This is a genomic window from Chitinophagales bacterium (genome assembly GCA_013816805.1).
In the GTDB taxonomy this organism is placed as follows: Bacteria; Bacteroidota; Bacteroidia; order Chitinophagales; family UBA10324; genus MGR-bin340.
Genome location: JACDDS010000001.1, coordinates 85,001 through 102,372, shown reverse-complemented (window position 1 = coordinate 102,372; position 17,372 = coordinate 85,001). Strand labels below are relative to the sequence as shown.

The 17,372-nt window shown below is 38.4% G+C and carries 15 protein-coding genes; 10 read left to right on the top strand and 5 right to left on the bottom strand.

Annotation, left to right across the window (positions count from 1 at the left end; translation table 11 throughout):
• Positions 1 to 74 precede the first annotated feature (74 nt).
• The 6 genes from H0W62_00550 (at position 75) to trxA (ending at position 6,026) form a co-directional block, all read left to right on the top strand.
• Positions 75 to 458: a DUF4783 domain-containing protein gene (locus tag H0W62_00550; GenBank protein MBA3647035.1), complete on the top strand. Its 384-nt coding sequence runs from the start codon at positions 75 to 77 to the stop codon at positions 456 to 458.
• 6 nt (positions 459 to 464) lie between these two features.
• Positions 465 to 1,304, top strand: a complete 840-nt coding sequence (nadC, locus tag H0W62_00545) for a carboxylating nicotinate-nucleotide diphosphorylase (protein MBA3647034.1) — start codon at positions 465 to 467, stop codon at positions 1,302 to 1,304.
• Positions 1,305 to 1,400: 96 nt separating this feature from the next.
• Positions 1,401 to 1,733, top strand: a complete 333-nt coding sequence (locus H0W62_00540) for a translation initiation factor (GenBank protein MBA3647033.1) — start codon at positions 1,401 to 1,403, stop codon at positions 1,731 to 1,733.
• 23 nt (positions 1,734 to 1,756) lie between these two features.
• Positions 1,757 to 5,233 carry a DNA polymerase III subunit alpha gene (gene dnaE, locus H0W62_00535; protein MBA3647032.1) on the top strand — a complete coding sequence of 1,159 codons (3,477 nt, stop codon included), beginning with the start codon at positions 1,757 to 1,759 and terminating at the stop codon, positions 5,231 to 5,233.
• 37 nt (positions 5,234 to 5,270) lie between these two features.
• A complete protein-coding gene (locus H0W62_00530; protein MBA3647031.1) occupies positions 5,271 to 5,594 on the top strand; it encodes a hypothetical protein in 324 nt (107 codons plus the stop codon).
• Positions 5,595 to 5,708: 114 nt separating this feature from the next.
• Positions 5,709 to 6,026 (top strand): thioredoxin, encoded by a 318-nt coding sequence (gene trxA, locus H0W62_00525; protein MBA3647030.1) that lies wholly within the window; start codon positions 5,709 to 5,711, stop codon positions 6,024 to 6,026.
• A 57-nt stretch (positions 6,027 to 6,083) separates the two neighbouring features.
• On the opposite strand, the gene H0W62_00520 is transcribed toward trxA, so the two are convergent.
• Entirely contained in the window at positions 6,084 to 6,770 is a 687-nt protein-coding gene (locus H0W62_00520; GenBank protein MBA3647029.1) for a DUF1361 domain-containing protein, read from the bottom strand.
• A gap of 119 nt (positions 6,771 to 6,889) precedes the next feature.
• Here H0W62_00520 and H0W62_00515 point away from each other — a divergent pair, with 119 nt between their 5' ends.
• Complete coding sequence (locus H0W62_00515; GenBank protein MBA3647028.1) at positions 6,890 to 7,810, top strand: DUF58 domain-containing protein; 921 nt, start codon at positions 6,890 to 6,892, stop codon at positions 7,808 to 7,810.
• 47 nt (positions 7,811 to 7,857) lie between these two features.
• On the top strand, positions 7,858 to 8,697 hold the full coding sequence (locus H0W62_00510; GenBank protein ID MBA3647027.1) for a 4-(cytidine 5'-diphospho)-2-C-methyl-D-erythritol kinase: 840 nt from the start codon (positions 7,858 to 7,860) through the stop codon (positions 8,695 to 8,697).
• Between the two features lie 56 nt (positions 8,698 to 8,753).
• On the opposite strand, the gene carA is transcribed toward H0W62_00510, so the two are convergent.
• Positions 8,754 to 9,851 carry a glutamine-hydrolyzing carbamoyl-phosphate synthase small subunit gene (gene carA / locus H0W62_00505; GenBank protein MBA3647026.1) on the bottom strand — a complete coding sequence of 366 codons (1,098 nt, stop codon included), beginning with the start codon at positions 9,849 to 9,851 and terminating at the stop codon, positions 8,754 to 8,756.
• A 161-nt stretch (positions 9,852 to 10,012) separates the two neighbouring features.
• On the opposite strand from carA, the gene H0W62_00500 reads away from it, so the two are divergent.
• A complete protein-coding gene (locus tag H0W62_00500; GenBank protein MBA3647025.1) occupies positions 10,013 to 11,284 on the top strand; it encodes a methionine adenosyltransferase in 1,272 nt (423 codons plus the stop codon).
• A gap of 87 nt (positions 11,285 to 11,371) precedes the next feature.
• Positions 11,372 to 11,800 carry a response regulator gene (locus H0W62_00495; protein MBA3647024.1) on the top strand — a complete coding sequence of 143 codons (429 nt, stop codon included), beginning with the start codon at positions 11,372 to 11,374 and terminating at the stop codon, positions 11,798 to 11,800.
• 53 nt (positions 11,801 to 11,853) lie between these two features.
• Here the strand turns inward: H0W62_00495 and accC are convergent, their stop codons facing one another.
• From accC to H0W62_00480, 3 genes are all read right to left on the bottom strand, one after another.
• Positions 11,854 to 13,206: an acetyl-CoA carboxylase biotin carboxylase subunit gene (gene accC / locus H0W62_00490; protein MBA3647023.1), complete on the bottom strand. Its 1,353-nt coding sequence runs from the start codon at positions 13,204 to 13,206 to the stop codon at positions 11,854 to 11,856.
• A 44-nt stretch (positions 13,207 to 13,250) separates the two neighbouring features.
• On the bottom strand, positions 13,251 to 13,748 hold the full coding sequence (accB, locus tag H0W62_00485; GenBank protein MBA3647022.1) for an acetyl-CoA carboxylase biotin carboxyl carrier protein: 498 nt from the start codon (positions 13,746 to 13,748) through the stop codon (positions 13,251 to 13,253).
• A 207-nt stretch (positions 13,749 to 13,955) separates the two neighbouring features.
• Positions 13,956 to 17,228: a PD40 domain-containing protein gene (locus H0W62_00480; GenBank protein MBA3647021.1), complete on the bottom strand. Its 3,273-nt coding sequence runs from the start codon at positions 17,226 to 17,228 to the stop codon at positions 13,956 to 13,958.
• Between the last annotated feature and the right edge of the window lie 144 nt (positions 17,229 to 17,372).

Below are 17,372 nucleotides of genomic sequence, written 5' to 3'. Positions count from 1 at the left end.
TCAAACAGCGGATTACAGTATCCCCAAGCCTGTTGGCAATATTTTTGTTAAATTATTGTAAATATCTGTCAACGATGAAAAGGATATTACTCGTTTTATTAATAATCACTCCATTAATTACATTATCAAAGAACGATATTCTCGATACTATTGCTACTGCAATACGTTCTGCCAATTCAAGAGAATTATCTAAATATTTCGATGCTACAGTTGAAATTACTATCGTTAATAATGAATCAGTTTACAGCAATGCTCAGGCTGAAATGGTATTGAGGGATTTTTTCTTAAAAAATTCAGTTCAATCATTTGAGATTATCCATCGTGGAACTTCGGGAGAGGGTTCTTCTTATGGAGTGGGCACTTTGAAAACATCAAACCAGATTTATCGCGTATATTTTTTGGTAAGGCAGCGGGATAATACACAGTATATTCGGGAACTGCGATTTGAAAAACAGTGATCATACGTGAATTGGGAAGAATTTATAACACAATCATTATATGAAGACGTGAGGGATGGAGATCACACCTCCCTTTCATGTATTCCTTTAGAGGCAACGGGACAAGCTCAATTAATTATTAAAGACCAGGGAATTATTGCCGGAATGGAATTGGCAAAAATGATCTTTACTCACATTGATCCCTCCATAAAATTTATTTCCTTTATTGAAGATGGATCGGAGGTAGATAAAACACAGATTGCATTTGAACTGAGCGGAAATGCCAGGAAAATTTTAATGGGCGAACGGCTTGTTCTTAATTGCATGCAGCGAATGAGCGGCATAGCAACGCTTACAAAAAAATTTGTACAAGAAATAGCAGGCTTTCCTGCCAAAATCCTGGACACCAGAAAAACCACACCCCTTTTCCGTGAGGCAGAAAAATGGGCCGTACGTATTGGCGGCGGATACAACCATCGCTTTGGATTATTTGATATGATACTTATTAAAGATAACCATATCGACTATGCTGGTGGAATTATAAATGCCATTGAATCTGTTAAAAAATATCTTACCGAAGAAAAGCTGGATTTACGGGTGGAAATAGAGGCCCGCTCTTTAGAAGATGTAGTCTTGATATTAAAATCCGGTGGGATTGATCGGATTATGCTGGATAATTTTAATATGGAAGAACTTAAGGAAGCTGTTGCCTGCATCAATCAACAGATATCCGTAGAAGTTTCCGGCGGAGTGAATCTAGATACGGTCCGGAATATAGCTGCTACTGGCGTTGATTATATCTCAGTAGGTGCGCTCACACATTCCTACCATAGCATTGACCTGAGCTTGAAAGCAAAGATATTATAGAGGGTTTCGGATGGTAATTTTGTGGAAAACTCCATATTCACAAGATTTTTCTTTCAGTTAATTTTGGCTGAAACTAGACGCCCGTCGGGTTATTCCATGTCCAATAAAAATAAAGGCTTGCGCGGAATTGTTTATTCTACGCTGCCGGATTTCAACTATATAAAAGACGAAAAGCCTGCTTCTTCAACCTTGCCTGGTGCACAGCAACAACTTCGTGTTCGGGTTGAAAAAAATCATCGTGGAGGAAAAACAGTTACCATCGTTGATGGTTTTGTTGGAAGCGTTTCCGATTTAGAGGCACTTGGAAAAATGCTTAAAATCAAATGTGGAACAGGCGGAAGTGTGAAGGATGGATTGATCCTGATTCAGGGTGAACATAGGGACAGGTTGCTTAAAATTTTGATAGAAATGAAATACAAAGCAAAATAATATATTTCAAAAGCTAAATATTAATGCCCGATTTCTGCCACTTACATTGCCACACACAATATTCTCTTCTTGACGGAGCAGCAGATATTTCCACTCTTATAGATAAGGCTGTGGCTGAGGAAATGAAAGCTATTGCCATTACCGATCACGGTAATATGTTTGGTGTTTTCGAATTTGTAAAAGAAGCAAACAAAAAAAATATTCTGCCTGTTGTTGGTTGCGAATTTTATCTGGTGCCCGACCATCATAAAAAAGAATTGATAAGTGGCTTTGGAAACGATGAAGACGGAACCCGAGGTAAAAAATCATTTCATCAGATACTCTTAGCAAAGAATGAGGTAGGCTATAAAAACCTGATGAAGTTATGCTCAATTGGTTTTATGGAGGGGTATTATTACAATCCCAGAATTGACATCGCGCTAATTAAGCAACACCATGAAGGTTTGATAGCTTCTACCTGTTGTCTTGCAGGAATTATTCCGCAATACATATTATATAAAAGTGAAGAAGATGCTGAAAAGATTTTTGTTCAATGGCTGGATGTTTTTGGTGAAGATTATTATGTGGAATTACAACGCCACGGTATTCCAGAACAGGATAAGGTAAACCAAGTGCTGCTGCGCTTTGCAAGAAAATATAGGGTTAAGGTAATAGCTACCAATGATTCACACTACGTTAACCGGGAAGATGCAGAAGCCCAGGATATACTATTGTGTCTTCAGACCAATAGGTTACTTAATGACCAGAATCGGATGCGTTTTTCCAACGACCAGTTTTTCTTTAAATCAAAACTGCAAATGGAAGAATGTTTCCGGGATATTCCGGAAGCACTGGACAATACCATGGAAGTAGTTTCGAAAATCGAGAAGCTGGATCTGAGAAAAAATATATTACTTCCAAATTTTCCCTTACCTGAAGGTTTTTCTTCCAATCAGGAATTCCTTGAACATCTTGCATGGCAAGGAGCCAGGAACCGTTATAATGAAGGGAATGACAAGGTGAGAGAACGCTTGAATTATGAGTTGCAAATTATTAAAACTACCGGCTTTGCGGGTTATTTTCTTATAGTACAGGATTTTATAAATGCAGCACGTGAGCTTGGTGTGTGGGTTGGCCCCGGCCGGGGATCCGCTGCAGGTTCAGCAGTAGCTTATTGCATAGGAATTACAAATGTAGATCCGCTGAAATATAACCTGCTGTTTGAAAGATTTTTAAATCCCGAACGAATATCAATGCCCGATATGGATATTGATTTTGACGATGTGGGCCGGCAAAAGGTAATTGATTATGTGGTTAAAAAATATGGGCAGAACCAGGTAGCTCAAATCATCACATTCGGTACTATGGGGCCAAAAACCGGAGTGCGAGATGTAGCAAGAGTGCTGGGCTTGCCACTGACTGAATCAAACAGGATTGCCAAACTTATTCCGGAAATGCCGGGAATGACTTTCGAGCGTGCTTTCTCTGAAGTAAGGGAATTATCGGAAATGCGCAATAGCCCTGAAATGCTCATAAAAAAAACACTTAAAATTGCTCAAACTTTGGAGGGATGCACGCGTCATCATGGTATTCACGCTGCCGGAATCATCATTGCACCCACAGATATACGGGAATATGTGCCCGTTATCCATTCCAAGGATTCCGAACTGCTGGTAACCCAGTATGAGGGTAAATTAATTGAAGATGCAGGTTTGCTGAAGATGGATTTCCTTGGCCTTAGAACCTTATCTATTCTTAAAGATGCTATTGCAGGTATTCAGCTGAATCATAACATTACAATTGACCTTGAAAATATTCCACTTGATGATGCTAAAACTTTTGAGCTTTTTCAAAGAGCAGAAACCATAGGAATATTTCAATTTGAATCGGCAGGTATGCGCAAATACCTGAAGGATCTTAAATGTACCCACATTGAAGATCTTATTGCAATGAACGCATTATACCGCCCGGGGCCAATGAATAATATTCCGGAATTTATAGAGCGAAAACATGGAAGGAAAAAAATCTCGTACCCACATCCATTGCTGGAAGATATTCTTAAGCCTACTTATGGCATAATGGTGTATCAGGAGCAGATTATGCAGGTGGCACAGGTTATGGCAGATTACACCCTGGGGTCTGCGGATCTGTTGCGGAAAGCAATGGGTAAGAAAATTCTTTCAGAAATGCAAAAGCAACGGATCGTTTTCGTAGAGGGTGCAAAGAAAAAAAGAATCGATCCAAAAGCGGCAGATGAGATATTTACTACCATGGAAAAGTTTGCAGAATACGGTTTTAACCGTTCCCATTCTGCCGGGTATGCAATCATTGCTTATCAGACTGCTTATCTTAAAGCAAACTATCCCGCTGAGTTCATGGCTGCCACGCTTTCAAATTACATGGGCTCTACAGATAATATACAGCATTATTTGAATGAGGCTAAAAGAATGCAAATCAAAACCCTTGGACCTGACATAAATGAAAGCGATGTAAAATTTACAGCAAATAAAAAAGGAGAAATCCGTTTTTCCCTGTTAGCAATCAAGCGTATGGGAGAGGCTGCAGGCTGCGCAATTGTTGAGGAAAGAAAAAAAGGTGCATTTAAAAATATATTTGATTTAACTAAGCGGGTCAGCTTGCGGGCATTGAATAAAAAAGGGTTGGAAGCTTTGGCAATGGCAGGCGCTTTCGATTGTTTTGAGAACACACACCGGGCTCAATATTTTACGATAATGGGAGGTGAAAATATTTCAGTGATTGAAAAAGCAATCAAGATTGGTAATAGCGAACAAATAAAACCTGATTTGAATATTCAATCACTTTTTAGTGATTTCATCCATAGTGAAATGGCAATACCGTCTTTGCCGAAAATAGAAAAGTGGTCCCCTATTGAAAAGCTTGGGAAGGAAAAAGAGGTAACCGGTGTGTACCTGTCTGGTCATCCTCTGGAGGATTACAAACTCGAGATTGAAAACTTTTGTTCCTGCTCTCTGAATGAATTGGAAAGCTACAAGAACCAGGAAGTAGCCATTGCAGGTGTGATAACTTCTGTAGAACAAAAGATGAATAAATATGGTAAACCCTTTTGTGTTTTTAGTGCAGAAGATTTTAGTGGTTCATCGGAAATGGTACTCCATGGAGAAGACTATTTAAGGTCTAAATATCTTATTGAAAAAGGTAATTTACTTTTTATAAAGGGTAAATACCAGCTCCGGTATGCAGGAGACGACCGGTATGAATTAAAGATCTCATCTATGCAGCTGCTTCAGGAAGTGCGTGAAAAATTAACAAAAAAAATAACTCTCGACATTGGCCTGTCAGATATTTCAGATGATCTGATTTTAAAAATGGAAAACTGGTTTAATCATTACAAGGGAAATTATCCATTTTCCATCCGGATAAATGATGCGGTTGATAACTTTTCTCTTTGTTTCAACGCACAGAAGGGAGGCGTAAACCTTAGTGAGGAATTTATGAGCGAAATCAGAAGTTGTCCTCAGTTGGATATTAAGTTAAATTGAATGTCTATTAATAAGTTATCGATCTTAGCGCTTGAGTATGAAGAAAAATATTTCCGTTCCCATAAAATCTAAGAATCCTTCAGAAAAAATAATTAATAAAAAAAATACTGCATTTAACTTTCTCCCTGAAAAAATTGATTTGATGCGGCAGGCTATAGTAACTGTAATCTGGCGTCGTGATGAAATTTCCGGCGCCAAGTTAGAAACCGAAACAAAAAAAGAAATCCATGAGCTCTTTTCCAGTGATTTTCAAAACTATTTTGACAAAGTAAAACAGGATCTTGAAAGCAAAGGGCTTATTGAGCTAGCCCCTGATAAAAAGCCTCCCCATTTTCGTTTGAAGCAAAAACTTGAGGAATAAGGATTTAGAAGAATGAGTTTAAAGTAAATGAAATTATAATAATTTTTAATAACTATGTCCGAACTTTAAAAAATTTTCATTGTTTCAATACTTATATCACTAAAAAAACTTCAAATGGCTTTACAATTGACTGATACGAACTTTAAAGAAACCGTGATTAATTCCGGCAAGGTAGCACTGGTAGATTTTTGGGCAGAATGGTGTGGCCCCTGCAGGATGATAGGACCGGTAGTAGAAGAATTATCGCATGAATACGATGGCAAAGTAATTATTGGCAAAGTAAATGTTGATGATAACCCTGAAACTGCTATGCAATTTGGCATCCGCAGCATTCCCACCATTTTATTTTTTAAAAATGGCGCTCTTGTTGATAAGCAGGTTGGTGTAGTACCAAAATCTGTATTGGAAAATAAGTTAAAGACACATTTATAAATAAATTACAACAAAGAACTCCTTTGCTTACGCGAAGGAGTTCTTTTATTTTATATTTTATAAAGCCATACGGTCAGGGATTTTGATAATAATTTTTATTGTCAGGTATCCTATCAGTAAAAAAATTCCATAAAGTATTACCATCCCTAAAGTTTCTGTCCGCATCATATGCGTATTGAAATTTTTTGCAATATCGAAGTATACTCTCATAGGATTAGCTACTACATCCCATGTGTTGAGGCGTACATATCTTCCAATATATATACCTAAGCTTCCGGTAAGAATAGTAACTATTGAAAAAGTCCAGGCTATAACTCGGTTAAAGCGTTTACGTATTAAATTCTGAATCTCAATTAAGGAAGTGAATCCAAGCATTAATCCCGTCCATGCAAATGATAAAATCAAGCACAAATCAAACCACAAAGGAATATTTTGTTTAGCATTTAAATGCAGCAGATCGGTAATAATGTAAGGTGAATTGGGCCAGAATAAAAACCAGATAACTAAAAGAAAATAAGCGATTATTTTTATTTTCAGCTTATAGTAAGTTATGGGAAGATACATGCTGATTAAATATGGAACCCAGGCGAGGAACAGGTTCCAGATAAAATAAAAATAATTTTTATGCCCGCTCAGGTAAATTCTTAAAAGTTCTAATGCAATAGAATATAAGGAAGAGATAATGAGTAATACGGTAATCTGGTAGTGCTCTTGAAAATACTTACTTCGGATTGTCTTCAGCATAAATTTTCAGCTACCTGAAAGGCATGAAAGGTAAGGTGATAAATATTGCCTTTACAAAAGATTACTTTTGAGTATGCGTTTAACTCTAAAATAATTTCTTGGAAAAACAGCCCGAATTTATAAATGAAGCGGGAAGGATTCAAAGTTTAGAATTGCTTGCAAACCAGGTAGTGGAAGGATTTTTAACAGGCCTTCATAAAAGTCCTTTTCATGGCTTTTCTGTTGAGTTTGCTGAACATCGACTTTACAATGCAGGTGAAGCCACCAGGAATATTGACTGGAAAGTTTTTGCACGTACTGATAGGCTATATGTAAAACGATTTGAGGAAGAAACCAATCTCCGTTGCCAGTTAGTATTAGATGCCTCCTCTTCTATGTACTTCCCGGATGAAAAAGAACAGCAAAGCAGTCAACGTAAAATTGATTTTTCCTGTATCGCAGCTGCGTCTATCATGCAGCTGCTAAAAAAACAGCGCGACGCATTCGGGCTTACTATTTTTTCAAACCAGGTAGAACAGCAAAGTGAAGTAAAATCAAGTTCTGTTCACAACAGGCTGTTGCTTACTTCCTTACAGCAATTAATGGACAGAGATCCCGGTAAAAAAATGACCAATGCCGCAGCATGCCTGCATGAAGTGGCAGAGAAAATACATCGTCGGTCGCTGGTAATCATATTTAGTGATATGTTTGAAAACGTTACTGCTGAAAGTGACGAGGCGAGTTCCATCTTTTCAGCATTGCAGCATCTTAAGCATAACAAGCATGAAGTAATTTTATTTCATGTTCTGGATAAATCAAAAGAGCTGGAATTTGAATTCGCTAATCGTCCATATCGCTTTGTGGATTTAGAAACCGGCGAACAGGTAAAACTTACACCCAATAGAGTTAAAGAATTATACATAAAGCAGATAAATGCTTTTTATGAATTGCTTAAGCTTCGATGTGGTCAATACAAAATAGATTTTGCAGAAGCTGACATTAATTTGGGATTTCGCCAGATACTGGTACCTTATTTAATCAAGCGGATAAAATTTAACTGACAGCCTGATCTCCTTTTTGCATTCGACGTTTTACTTTTATTGTCGATATGATTTCATTCCCTAACTGTAAGATCAACCTTGGATTAAAGATTTTTGATAAACGGCAAGACGGTTATCACAACCTGGAAAGCATCCTCTATCCCATCAACTGGTTTGATTCACTGGAAATGGTTGCTGCTAACGAATTTTCTTTTGAAACGGCTGGAATACAAATAGATGGAAGACCAGAAGATAATTTATGCGTTAAAGCATATAAGCTATTAAAAACCAGATTTAATATCCCTATTGTAAAAATATTCCTTCTCAAAAATATACCCCAAGGCGCAGGACTCGGTGGAGGATCTGCAGATGCAGCTTTCATGTTAAAAATGCTTAACCAGTTTTTTGATCTGAAAATACCGTTAAGCAGCCTTCAGCAATTTGCCTTACAGCTCGGAACAGACTGTCCCTTCTTTATTGAAAATCGACCATGTATAGCTACAGGAAAAGGCGAACAGCTGACACCGGTTAATCTTGATTTATCCGGTTTTTTTATAGTAGTTGTTTATCCTGGAATAATACTAAGCACATCACTGGCTTACACTGCATTATCCGAAAACCGAACCATTAAAAGAGATATCATATTTTCTTCTGAAAAAAATCATTCCCCAATAACTGCCGCCCAGTTACCTATTCAAGAATGGAAACAATATTTAAATAATGATTTTGAAGAGGTGATTTTCCAAAAATTTCCGGAAATAGAAAGCATAAAAACTCAACTGTATGATCAGGGAGCAATATATGCCTCGATGAGCGGAAGCGGCTCTGCGATATATGGAATTTTTCGGAAGAGAAAAAGAATAAACTTAAAAAAGGATTATAGAGTGGTTTGCCTAAATTTATCATAAGCAATTGAAATGTTTTGCAAGCACTTTTTAAATAATTCCTACAGAATGGGAAAGCATTACGATTTCATCATTTCCACAAATTCGTCAAATAAATACCTGCTGTCATGAGGTCCTGGCGCTGATTCAGGATGATACTGAACGGAAAATGCAGGCTTATTTTTCATTCTTAACCCTTCTATAGAACGGTCATTTAAATTTATATGGGTTATTTCAATATCGGGCGACTGCCTTATGGCTTCAGGATCTACCCCAAAGCCGTGGTTTTGAGAAGTGATTTCACAACGGCCACTGATTAAATTCTTTACCGGATGATTGAGCCCGCGGTGTCCATGATGCATTTTAAAGGTTGGAATATTATTGGCCAGTGCCAGTAACTGATGACCGAGACAGATACCAAAAAGCGGCTGATTATCATTTAAAATATCCTTTACAGTATCCACTGCATATTCCATTGCAGCAGGATCACCGGGGCCGTTAGAAATAAAATAGCCGTTAGCCTCAAAAGATTTCATCTCTTTGTAAGACGTTCTTGCAGGAAATACCTTTACGTGAATTCCACGGGCTACCATACAATCAAGAATATTTTGCTTGATACCCAAATCGAGTGCCGCCACTTTCAATTGTGAACTCTTATCTCCCGCTTCATAGGGTTCATGAGTGGAAATCACAGACGACAATTCCAATCCTTTCATAGAAGGAACTTCATTAAGTCTATTTTTTAATGCAGGAACATCGGATATTTCGGAAGAAATTATTGCATTCATAGCACCACGACTGCGAATGTGGCGCACCAGTGAACGCGTATCGATGCCTTCAATAGCAATCTTGTTTTGTTTTATAAAATAGTTTTCTATTGATCCATCTGACTGAATGCGTGAAGAAAAGGAATTAAAAGTCTTGCAAACTAACCCCGAGATTTTTATGGAGGCAGACTGAGCTTCAAGGTGATTTACTCCATAATTCCCTATATGGACGTGTGTAGCAATAAGGATCTGCCCAAAGTAAGATGGATCTGTAAAAATTTCCTGATATCCCGTCATTCCGGTATTAAAACAAATCTCACCTGCAGTAATACCTCTTCCATTAGAAAAACCATAGTAAACGGAGTTATCTTCCAATAAAAGTATTGCAGGAATTTTCTCAGAGGTAGTCAATTCTGCAAATTTAAATTTTTAAGAAGAATCATGGAATGAATTAGTTCATTTTTTGCACAATCACCTTTATGTGAACTTATGCTCCCCGGCGGCTTAAATAATGATCGGATACTTTAAAATTCATCCGCTATCTTTGCAATCTTCAATAAATTCCCGTATAAATGTCATATCTCTTTACTTCGGAATCAGTTTCCGAAGGACATCCGGATAAAGTAGCCGATCAGATTTCAGATGCAATTCTTGATGAATTTTTAAAAACCGATCCCGATTCTAAAGTTGCCTGCGAAACATTTGTAACTACCGGGCTGGTAGTGATTGGCGGCGAAGTTAAATCTAAAGCTTATATAGATATACAAAAGGTAGCCCGTGAGGTTATCCGCTCTATAGGTTACACCAAATCAGAGTATATGTTTGATGCGGATTCATGCGGCATTATAAGCACCATACATGAGCAATCTGCGGAGATTAACCAGGGGGTAATGCGTGAAAGGAAAGAGGATCAAGGTGCCGGGGATCAAGGAATGATGTTCGGTTACGCTACCAATGAAACCGATAACTACATGCCGCTTGCACTTGACCTTGCGCATAGAATTTTAATAGAATTAGCAAAAATCAGGAGAGAGCAAAAAATTATGAAATACCTGAGGCCCGATGCGAAAGCGCAGGTTACTATTGAATACAGTGATGATCACAAACCTCTCCGCATTGATACTATTGTAATTTCTGCCCAGCACGATGAATTTGATTCCGATGAGAAAATGCAGAAAGAAATTGCTGGAGATATTCAGAGATACTTGCTTCCACGAATGATAAAAAATTTACCAAGGCGCATTTCGAAACTCTTTGGCAGTGATATAAAATTTTACATTAATCCCACAGGCAAATTTGTGATTGGTGGTCCGCACGGTGATACCGGATTAACAGGCAGGAAAATAATTGTAGATACCTATGGAGGTAAAAGCGCCCACGGTGGTGGCGCTTTTTCAGGAAAAGATCCCTCTAAAGTAGACCGGTCAGCAGCTTATGCTGCTCGGCATATCGCAAAAAACCTGGTGGCTTCCGGGATAGCTGACCAGGTTCAGGTGCAGGTTGCTTATGCTATTGGCATATCAAAGCCGGTAGGTTTATACGTAACTACATTTGGTACTGCAAAAGTGAAAGATGAATCAGGAAATATAATGAGTGATAGTAAAATAGCAGAAATTGTACAAACAATCTTTGACATGCGCCCGTATGCTATTGTGGAAAGACTTAAATTGAGAAATCCTATTTACATTAAAACCGCAGCTTATGGCCATATGGGAAAAGAGCCGGTGAAAGCAAAAATTTCTATTGGAAAAAATGGGAAATTAAAGGAACGTGAAGTAGAGTTGTTTACATGGGAAAAATTGGATTATATCCCTCAGGTTAAAAAGGCATTTCATATTTCCTGAACAAAAATATGATATACCAATAGTAATCAGAACGAATTAAATAATTATAAACCGGCATCAGTAAGTACAAAATTTAAACTGCACCGAATGAACTATAAACCCCCAACACTTGAGCGAACCCAACCCACTGTATCCCATTTAAGCGACCAACTGCCTCTTTCCATTTTAGTTGCTGAAGACAATGTTATAAATCAAAAATTATTGGTAAGCATTTTAGAATTGCAAGGCTACAGTCCTGATATAGTTGCAGATGGGAATGAAGTGCTTTATGCTATTGTGGAAAAAAATTATGATCTCATATTAATGGATATACAAATGCCGGAATTGGGGGGCGAGGAAACTACTCAAAAAGTAAAGAATTTATTGCAGGAAAACAGCCCTAAAATTATTGCCGTGACAGCATATGCTATGGCTGGTGACCGTGAAAAATATCTGAAGGCGGGTATGGATGGCTATCTGAGCAAACCATTTAAAATTCATGAATTAATAAGAGAGATTAAAAGAGTAATGAATTAGAGTTTTCGCATATCAATTGATAAAATATTATCCGGCTCAAAACTCCTTGCAGCTTATTGAAATTTAAATGTATTTATAAAGGCGGTATTAAAATTTCCCTCTCTGAAATTTTTGTCTTTCATTAATGCAAGGTGAAAAGGTATTGTTGTTTTAATACCCTCTATTACATATTCGCTCAATGCCCTTTCCATCGTTTCAATAGCTTCGATACGCGTTTGTGCCATAGTTATAATCTTAGCTATCAATGAATCATAATATGGAGGTATTATATAACCTGCATAAATGTGAGAATCAATACGCACTCCATGGCCTCCGGGTGTATGAAGGGTTGTGATTTTTCCAGGACTTGGCCGAAATTCGGAATAAGGGTCTTCTGCATTAATCCGACATTCAATAGCATGCATTGCCGGGAAATAATTTTTACCCGATATAGGCTCCCCCATAGCGATTTTAATCTGCTCTTTAATAAGGTCGAAATTAATTACTTCTTCAGTTACCGGATGTTCTACCTGGATACGAGTGTTCATTTCCATAAAATAAAAGTTCCTGTATTTATCCACGAGGAACTCTACGGTACCTACTCCTTCATAGTCAATTGCTTTGCAGGCCTTAATGGCTGCCTGACCCATTTTTTCACGAAGCTCCTGCGTAACAAATGGTGAAGGGCTTTCTTCTGTTAACTTTTGATGACGACGCTGAATAGAGCAGTCGCGTTCTGAAAGATGGCAGGCTTTCCCATATTGGTCCCCTGCCACCTGGATTTCGATATGCCGTGGCTCCTCTACATATTTTTCCATATATACACCATCATTTCCGAAAGCGGCGCCCGCCTCTGTGCGAGCCATTGCAAAGGCATTTTCAAATTCTTTTTCCTCCCAAACGATCCGCATCCCCTTACCGCCGCCGCCGGCCGTAGCTTTTAGAATTACAGGGTACGTAATTTTTTTTGCGAGTTTTTTGCCTTCCTTGATATCTTCCAACAGACCTTCACTTCCGGGAATTACCGGCACTTCCGCCTTCTTCATAGTATCCTTAGCAGTGATCTTATCGCCCATCATTGAAATCTGGTGCGGTGTGGGGCCAATAAATTTAATACCGTATTCTCCGCAGATTTCTGCGAACTTTTCATTCTCTGCCAGAAAACCATACCCGGGATGTATGGCATCCGCCCCTGTAATTTCGGCAGCAGCCATAATCTTGGCCATATTTAAGTAGGATTCCCTGCTGGGGGGTGGCCCTATACAAACCGCTTCATCAGCAAATTTTACGTGCAGGCTTTCACGATCGGCAGTGGAATAAATACTTACTGTTTTAATACCCATTTCCTTGCAGGTGCGAATTACACGCAAGGCAATTTCGCCCCGGTTAGCTATGAGTATCTTATTAAACTTTCTTTTCTTAGTCAAGAATCATTATTTAGGTATGGGAATAATGCAATGTAAAACCTGGTCTAAATAGGCTCAATTAGAAATAAAGGCTGATCATATTCAACAGGCTTTGCATTCTCCACTAATATCTTGACGATTCTTCCCGAATGCTCGCTCTCAATTTCATTAAAGAGTTTCATTGCTTCAATGATACATAGTACAGTACCTTGTTTGATTTCATCCCCGATATTTACAAAAGAAGGTTTTTCGGGAGTAGTTGATCTGTAAAATGTGCCAATCATAGGCGATTTAATAGTAATTAATCTTGATTCAGTGTTTGATATATCTGCCTTTGTGCCTGCTTCCTTTTCAGGTTGAAAAGCAGGAAATGCAGGAGCGGGTTGCTGAGTAACAGCAGCTGGCTGAGAAAGTGTATTTCCTTCCGGTTTTATATAAGGTAATAAGCTGTGAGGGTCGTGTGTACGAAGAGTAAGCTTGAAATTATCCTGCTCCAGCCTTATCTCCGATATATTAAATTTATTAAGAAGCTTAATAAGCTCTTGTATTTCTTTTAAATCCATTAATTAACTTTTGAAGTCTTTATTATTCAGGAAGCAGCACTATTGTGATAAAAAAATTAACATTTTAAATTCTTGCCTTCTGAACAACTTTATAAGGTGTGAAAATAGGAATTTATCGGAAAGCAAAGACTTATGTAATTGCACTTTTGAATCATCTTTCATACCGTTTTATTATGTATCTGTTCTTCTTCCGGAACTAACGTAATCCTATTTTGACTTATCAGGAAATTTTGGAATATCCGGAACTGTCTGCTCGTGCGATTTGAGCATGTCCATAACTACTTGTATTCCTTTATCGAGCTGTTGATCGATTCCCAGGTACTCAAGAGCAGGGTCCTGATCCACAGAAATATCAGGATCTACTCCATGCCCTTCAATTAAGAAACCTGTTGAGTCATAAGGTCCAAACTCAGGCCGGTTTAAAAATCCACCATCTACGATAGGTAAGGTGCCGCGAATACCGGTAACCCCGCCCCAGGTTCTTTTTCCTATCACCGGACCAATTTTAAGGGCTTTAAAACGGTAAGCAATAATATCTCCGTCAGAAGCCGAATATTCATTTACAAGTAATGCCTTAGGGCCTAAAATCATTTGAGGATCCGTGCCGCCCATTTGATTGCGTGCCATATTGAAATAGACCAGGCTTAATGCTAATCGCTGCGCAACCAAAGAGGAAACAAAACCTCCTCCATTACCCCGATCATCTACGATTAAAGCTTTTTTATTTAGCTGTGGGTAATAGTGCCTCATAAATTCGTTTAGTCCTTCCACTCCCATATTTGGTATATGCAGGTATCCTACTTTTCCATGGGAGACAGAATCCACATAATGGATGTTATGCTCCACCCAATTGAAGTAATATAAATTTTTCTCATCGGCAACAGGCGTAACTATTACTTTGCGGCTACCTTGTATTACCGGCTTACTGTTAAGGGTTATTTCCACTTGCTTATTAGCCTGGTTAATAAGGGATACATAAATATCATTCATTTGATTAGCTGGGGCTCCATTTACAGCGATGATGTAATCACCTGGTTTGGCATTTACTCCTACTTCAGTTAAAGGAGAACGCAAGTCACTGCTCCAGTTTCCACCCTGTAGAATTTTAATAATTTTAAAATAGCCGCTAACAGAATCCTTCATCAGTTTGGCTCCTAATAAACCCATTGGTATTTTTTTCACTTCTGGCTTATCACCTCCTCCAACGTAGGCATGGCCTATACTCAATTCGGCGATCATTTCACCGATAACATAAGTAAGATCTGCCCTATGATTTACATACGGTATTAATGCTCCGTACTTAATTTTCATAGAATTCCAGTCAACACCGTTCATAGTGGGGTTGTAAAAAAAATCCCTCATCTGCCTCCAGCTTTCATTAAATATTTCTGCGTATTCTGAATGGTGATTTGCCCAGATCTTCAAATTGCTCAGATCCACATTTTTATCAGTAGTAATTTTGGATTGAGGAAGGTCAATTACTGAATAATTCCTGCTCTTTTCAATGGCCATTTTTTTCCCATCCGCGGAAATTTGAAAATTATCGATTGGGCCCAATGTCTCCTCTTTTTTATCCTTTATTTTAAATACCAAAAGCGTGGTTCCGTCTTCCCCCGCCTTACTTCTGAGATAGTAAATATTATCACCTGAATTCTGAATATTATTATACTGGGCCGGTTCTATAGGCAATGAAATTATTCGATTCATTATTCCATCCAGGTCAACCTTAATATCATGGCTGACAGATGTATGTTCGCTTTTCGCAGTTTTAGACTTGTCTGTTTTCGGTTTACTTGCATTTTTATTTGGAGACACATCAGACCTTTCTATAGTTGCCGGTTCCTGGTTTTCCACTTCATCATTTTCAGGTGCAAAAGGAGATGGTGTTTCTTTTAGAAGCGTGATTAGATACACCTTGCTCATGTTTTGGTATGAAATCTGGAATTCAGTGTTACTGAAGGTGGGATTAAATTCCCGGTCAGATATCAGCATTAAATATTTTCCATCTTTTGTAAAGCTGGGCTCATACGAATTATACCAGTTATCGGTAACAGGAGTTGAAACCTTAGTTACAAGATTATATAAAAAAATACGGTTTTGCGTTTGCCATTCGGGATGCACATAGCAGATCCATTTACTGTCAGGAGACCAGTCATAATTATTGAATTCTCCAATACCAGAATGATCTACCTGGGTAATTTGTTTTGAATCGACGGTTACATATTGTAAGGTTTGCTTTCGGTCTGACCATAAAATTTTTTTACTATCCGGGCTCCAGGTGAGGTGGTATTTATAGTTGTCTCCATTTGTGGTTATGCGTACTTCATCGCCACTTCCATCCTGATGGCGGAGGTATATTTCATCCTCGCCGCTTGCATCACTTGTATAGGCAATCCATTTTCGGTCGGGACTCCAAACTGCATCCCGGTCATGGCTGCTATTTGATTGAGTTAAATTCCGGGTAATCCCTGATTCAGCCGGAACGGTGAATACATCACCGCGTGCTACAAAAGAAAGTCGTTTGGCATCAGGTGCTAAATCCCATCCTTCAATAAACTTTGAAGCATCAATCATTTCCGGGTGGCTCCATTGTTCATAATCATTATCCATTTGAATATGTACCTGGTTAATTTCTTCATTGTCGAGATTCAAATTATAGAGATATCCGCCCTTCTCAAATACAATATTCTTATCACCTAAAGAAGGAAATTTTATATCGAAATCTGTGTAATTAGTAACCTTGCGTGTTTGCTTATTGGTTACATCAAACACAAATAAATTCATGGTGCGATCACGGTCACTGAGATAATAGATCTTATTTCCGCTCCACATTGGTTCTATATCCTGAGCATCGTTATTAGTTATATTTTGCCATTGTTTAGAAGAAAGGTCAAATATCCAGATGTCATCAGCCATACCGCCCCGGTAATATTTCCATGTGCGGAATTCACGAAAAACACGGTTCATGGCAAGTTGCTTTCCATCAGGTGAATAAGAACACCAGCCTGCTAAAGAAAAAGGCAGTTCCTGTGATAAGCCGCCTTTTATATTTACAGAATATAATTGTCCCTGGAAATCATTAAAGGATTGCTTTCGGGAGCGGTAAATAATATGGTTGTTATCCTTCCATGTCATTACAATATTATTTGGACCCATTCGATCAGAGATATCATCCCTGCCCAAAGTTGCAGTATATGTTAACCGTAGTGGAATTCCTCCGTTAGAAGGTATTACAAATACTTCGGTGTTTCCCTCAAATTGACCGGTAAATGCAATATCTGAACCATCCGGAGAGAATCGTGGAAACATTTCAAAGCCGACATCACTGGTGAGCTTGCGGGCAACGCCGCCCGATTTCGAAACCTGATACAAATCCCCTGCATAAGAAAAAACGATACGATTATCGTGTACTGCAGGAAACCTCAAAAGCCGGGCTTCCGAAGGCACTTGGGCATTGAGGTATTCAGCATGAAAACACATTAAAACATACAACGGTAAACAAATCGAAATTGCAGATATATTTTCCTTGATCATCCTGGTTATTTTTGTGAAGAGCGCAAAATACAAAAGTAGGATTGGTGCCGGCAATAAATTCGACTATCGTACGCCGAGAGTTAATTTCGG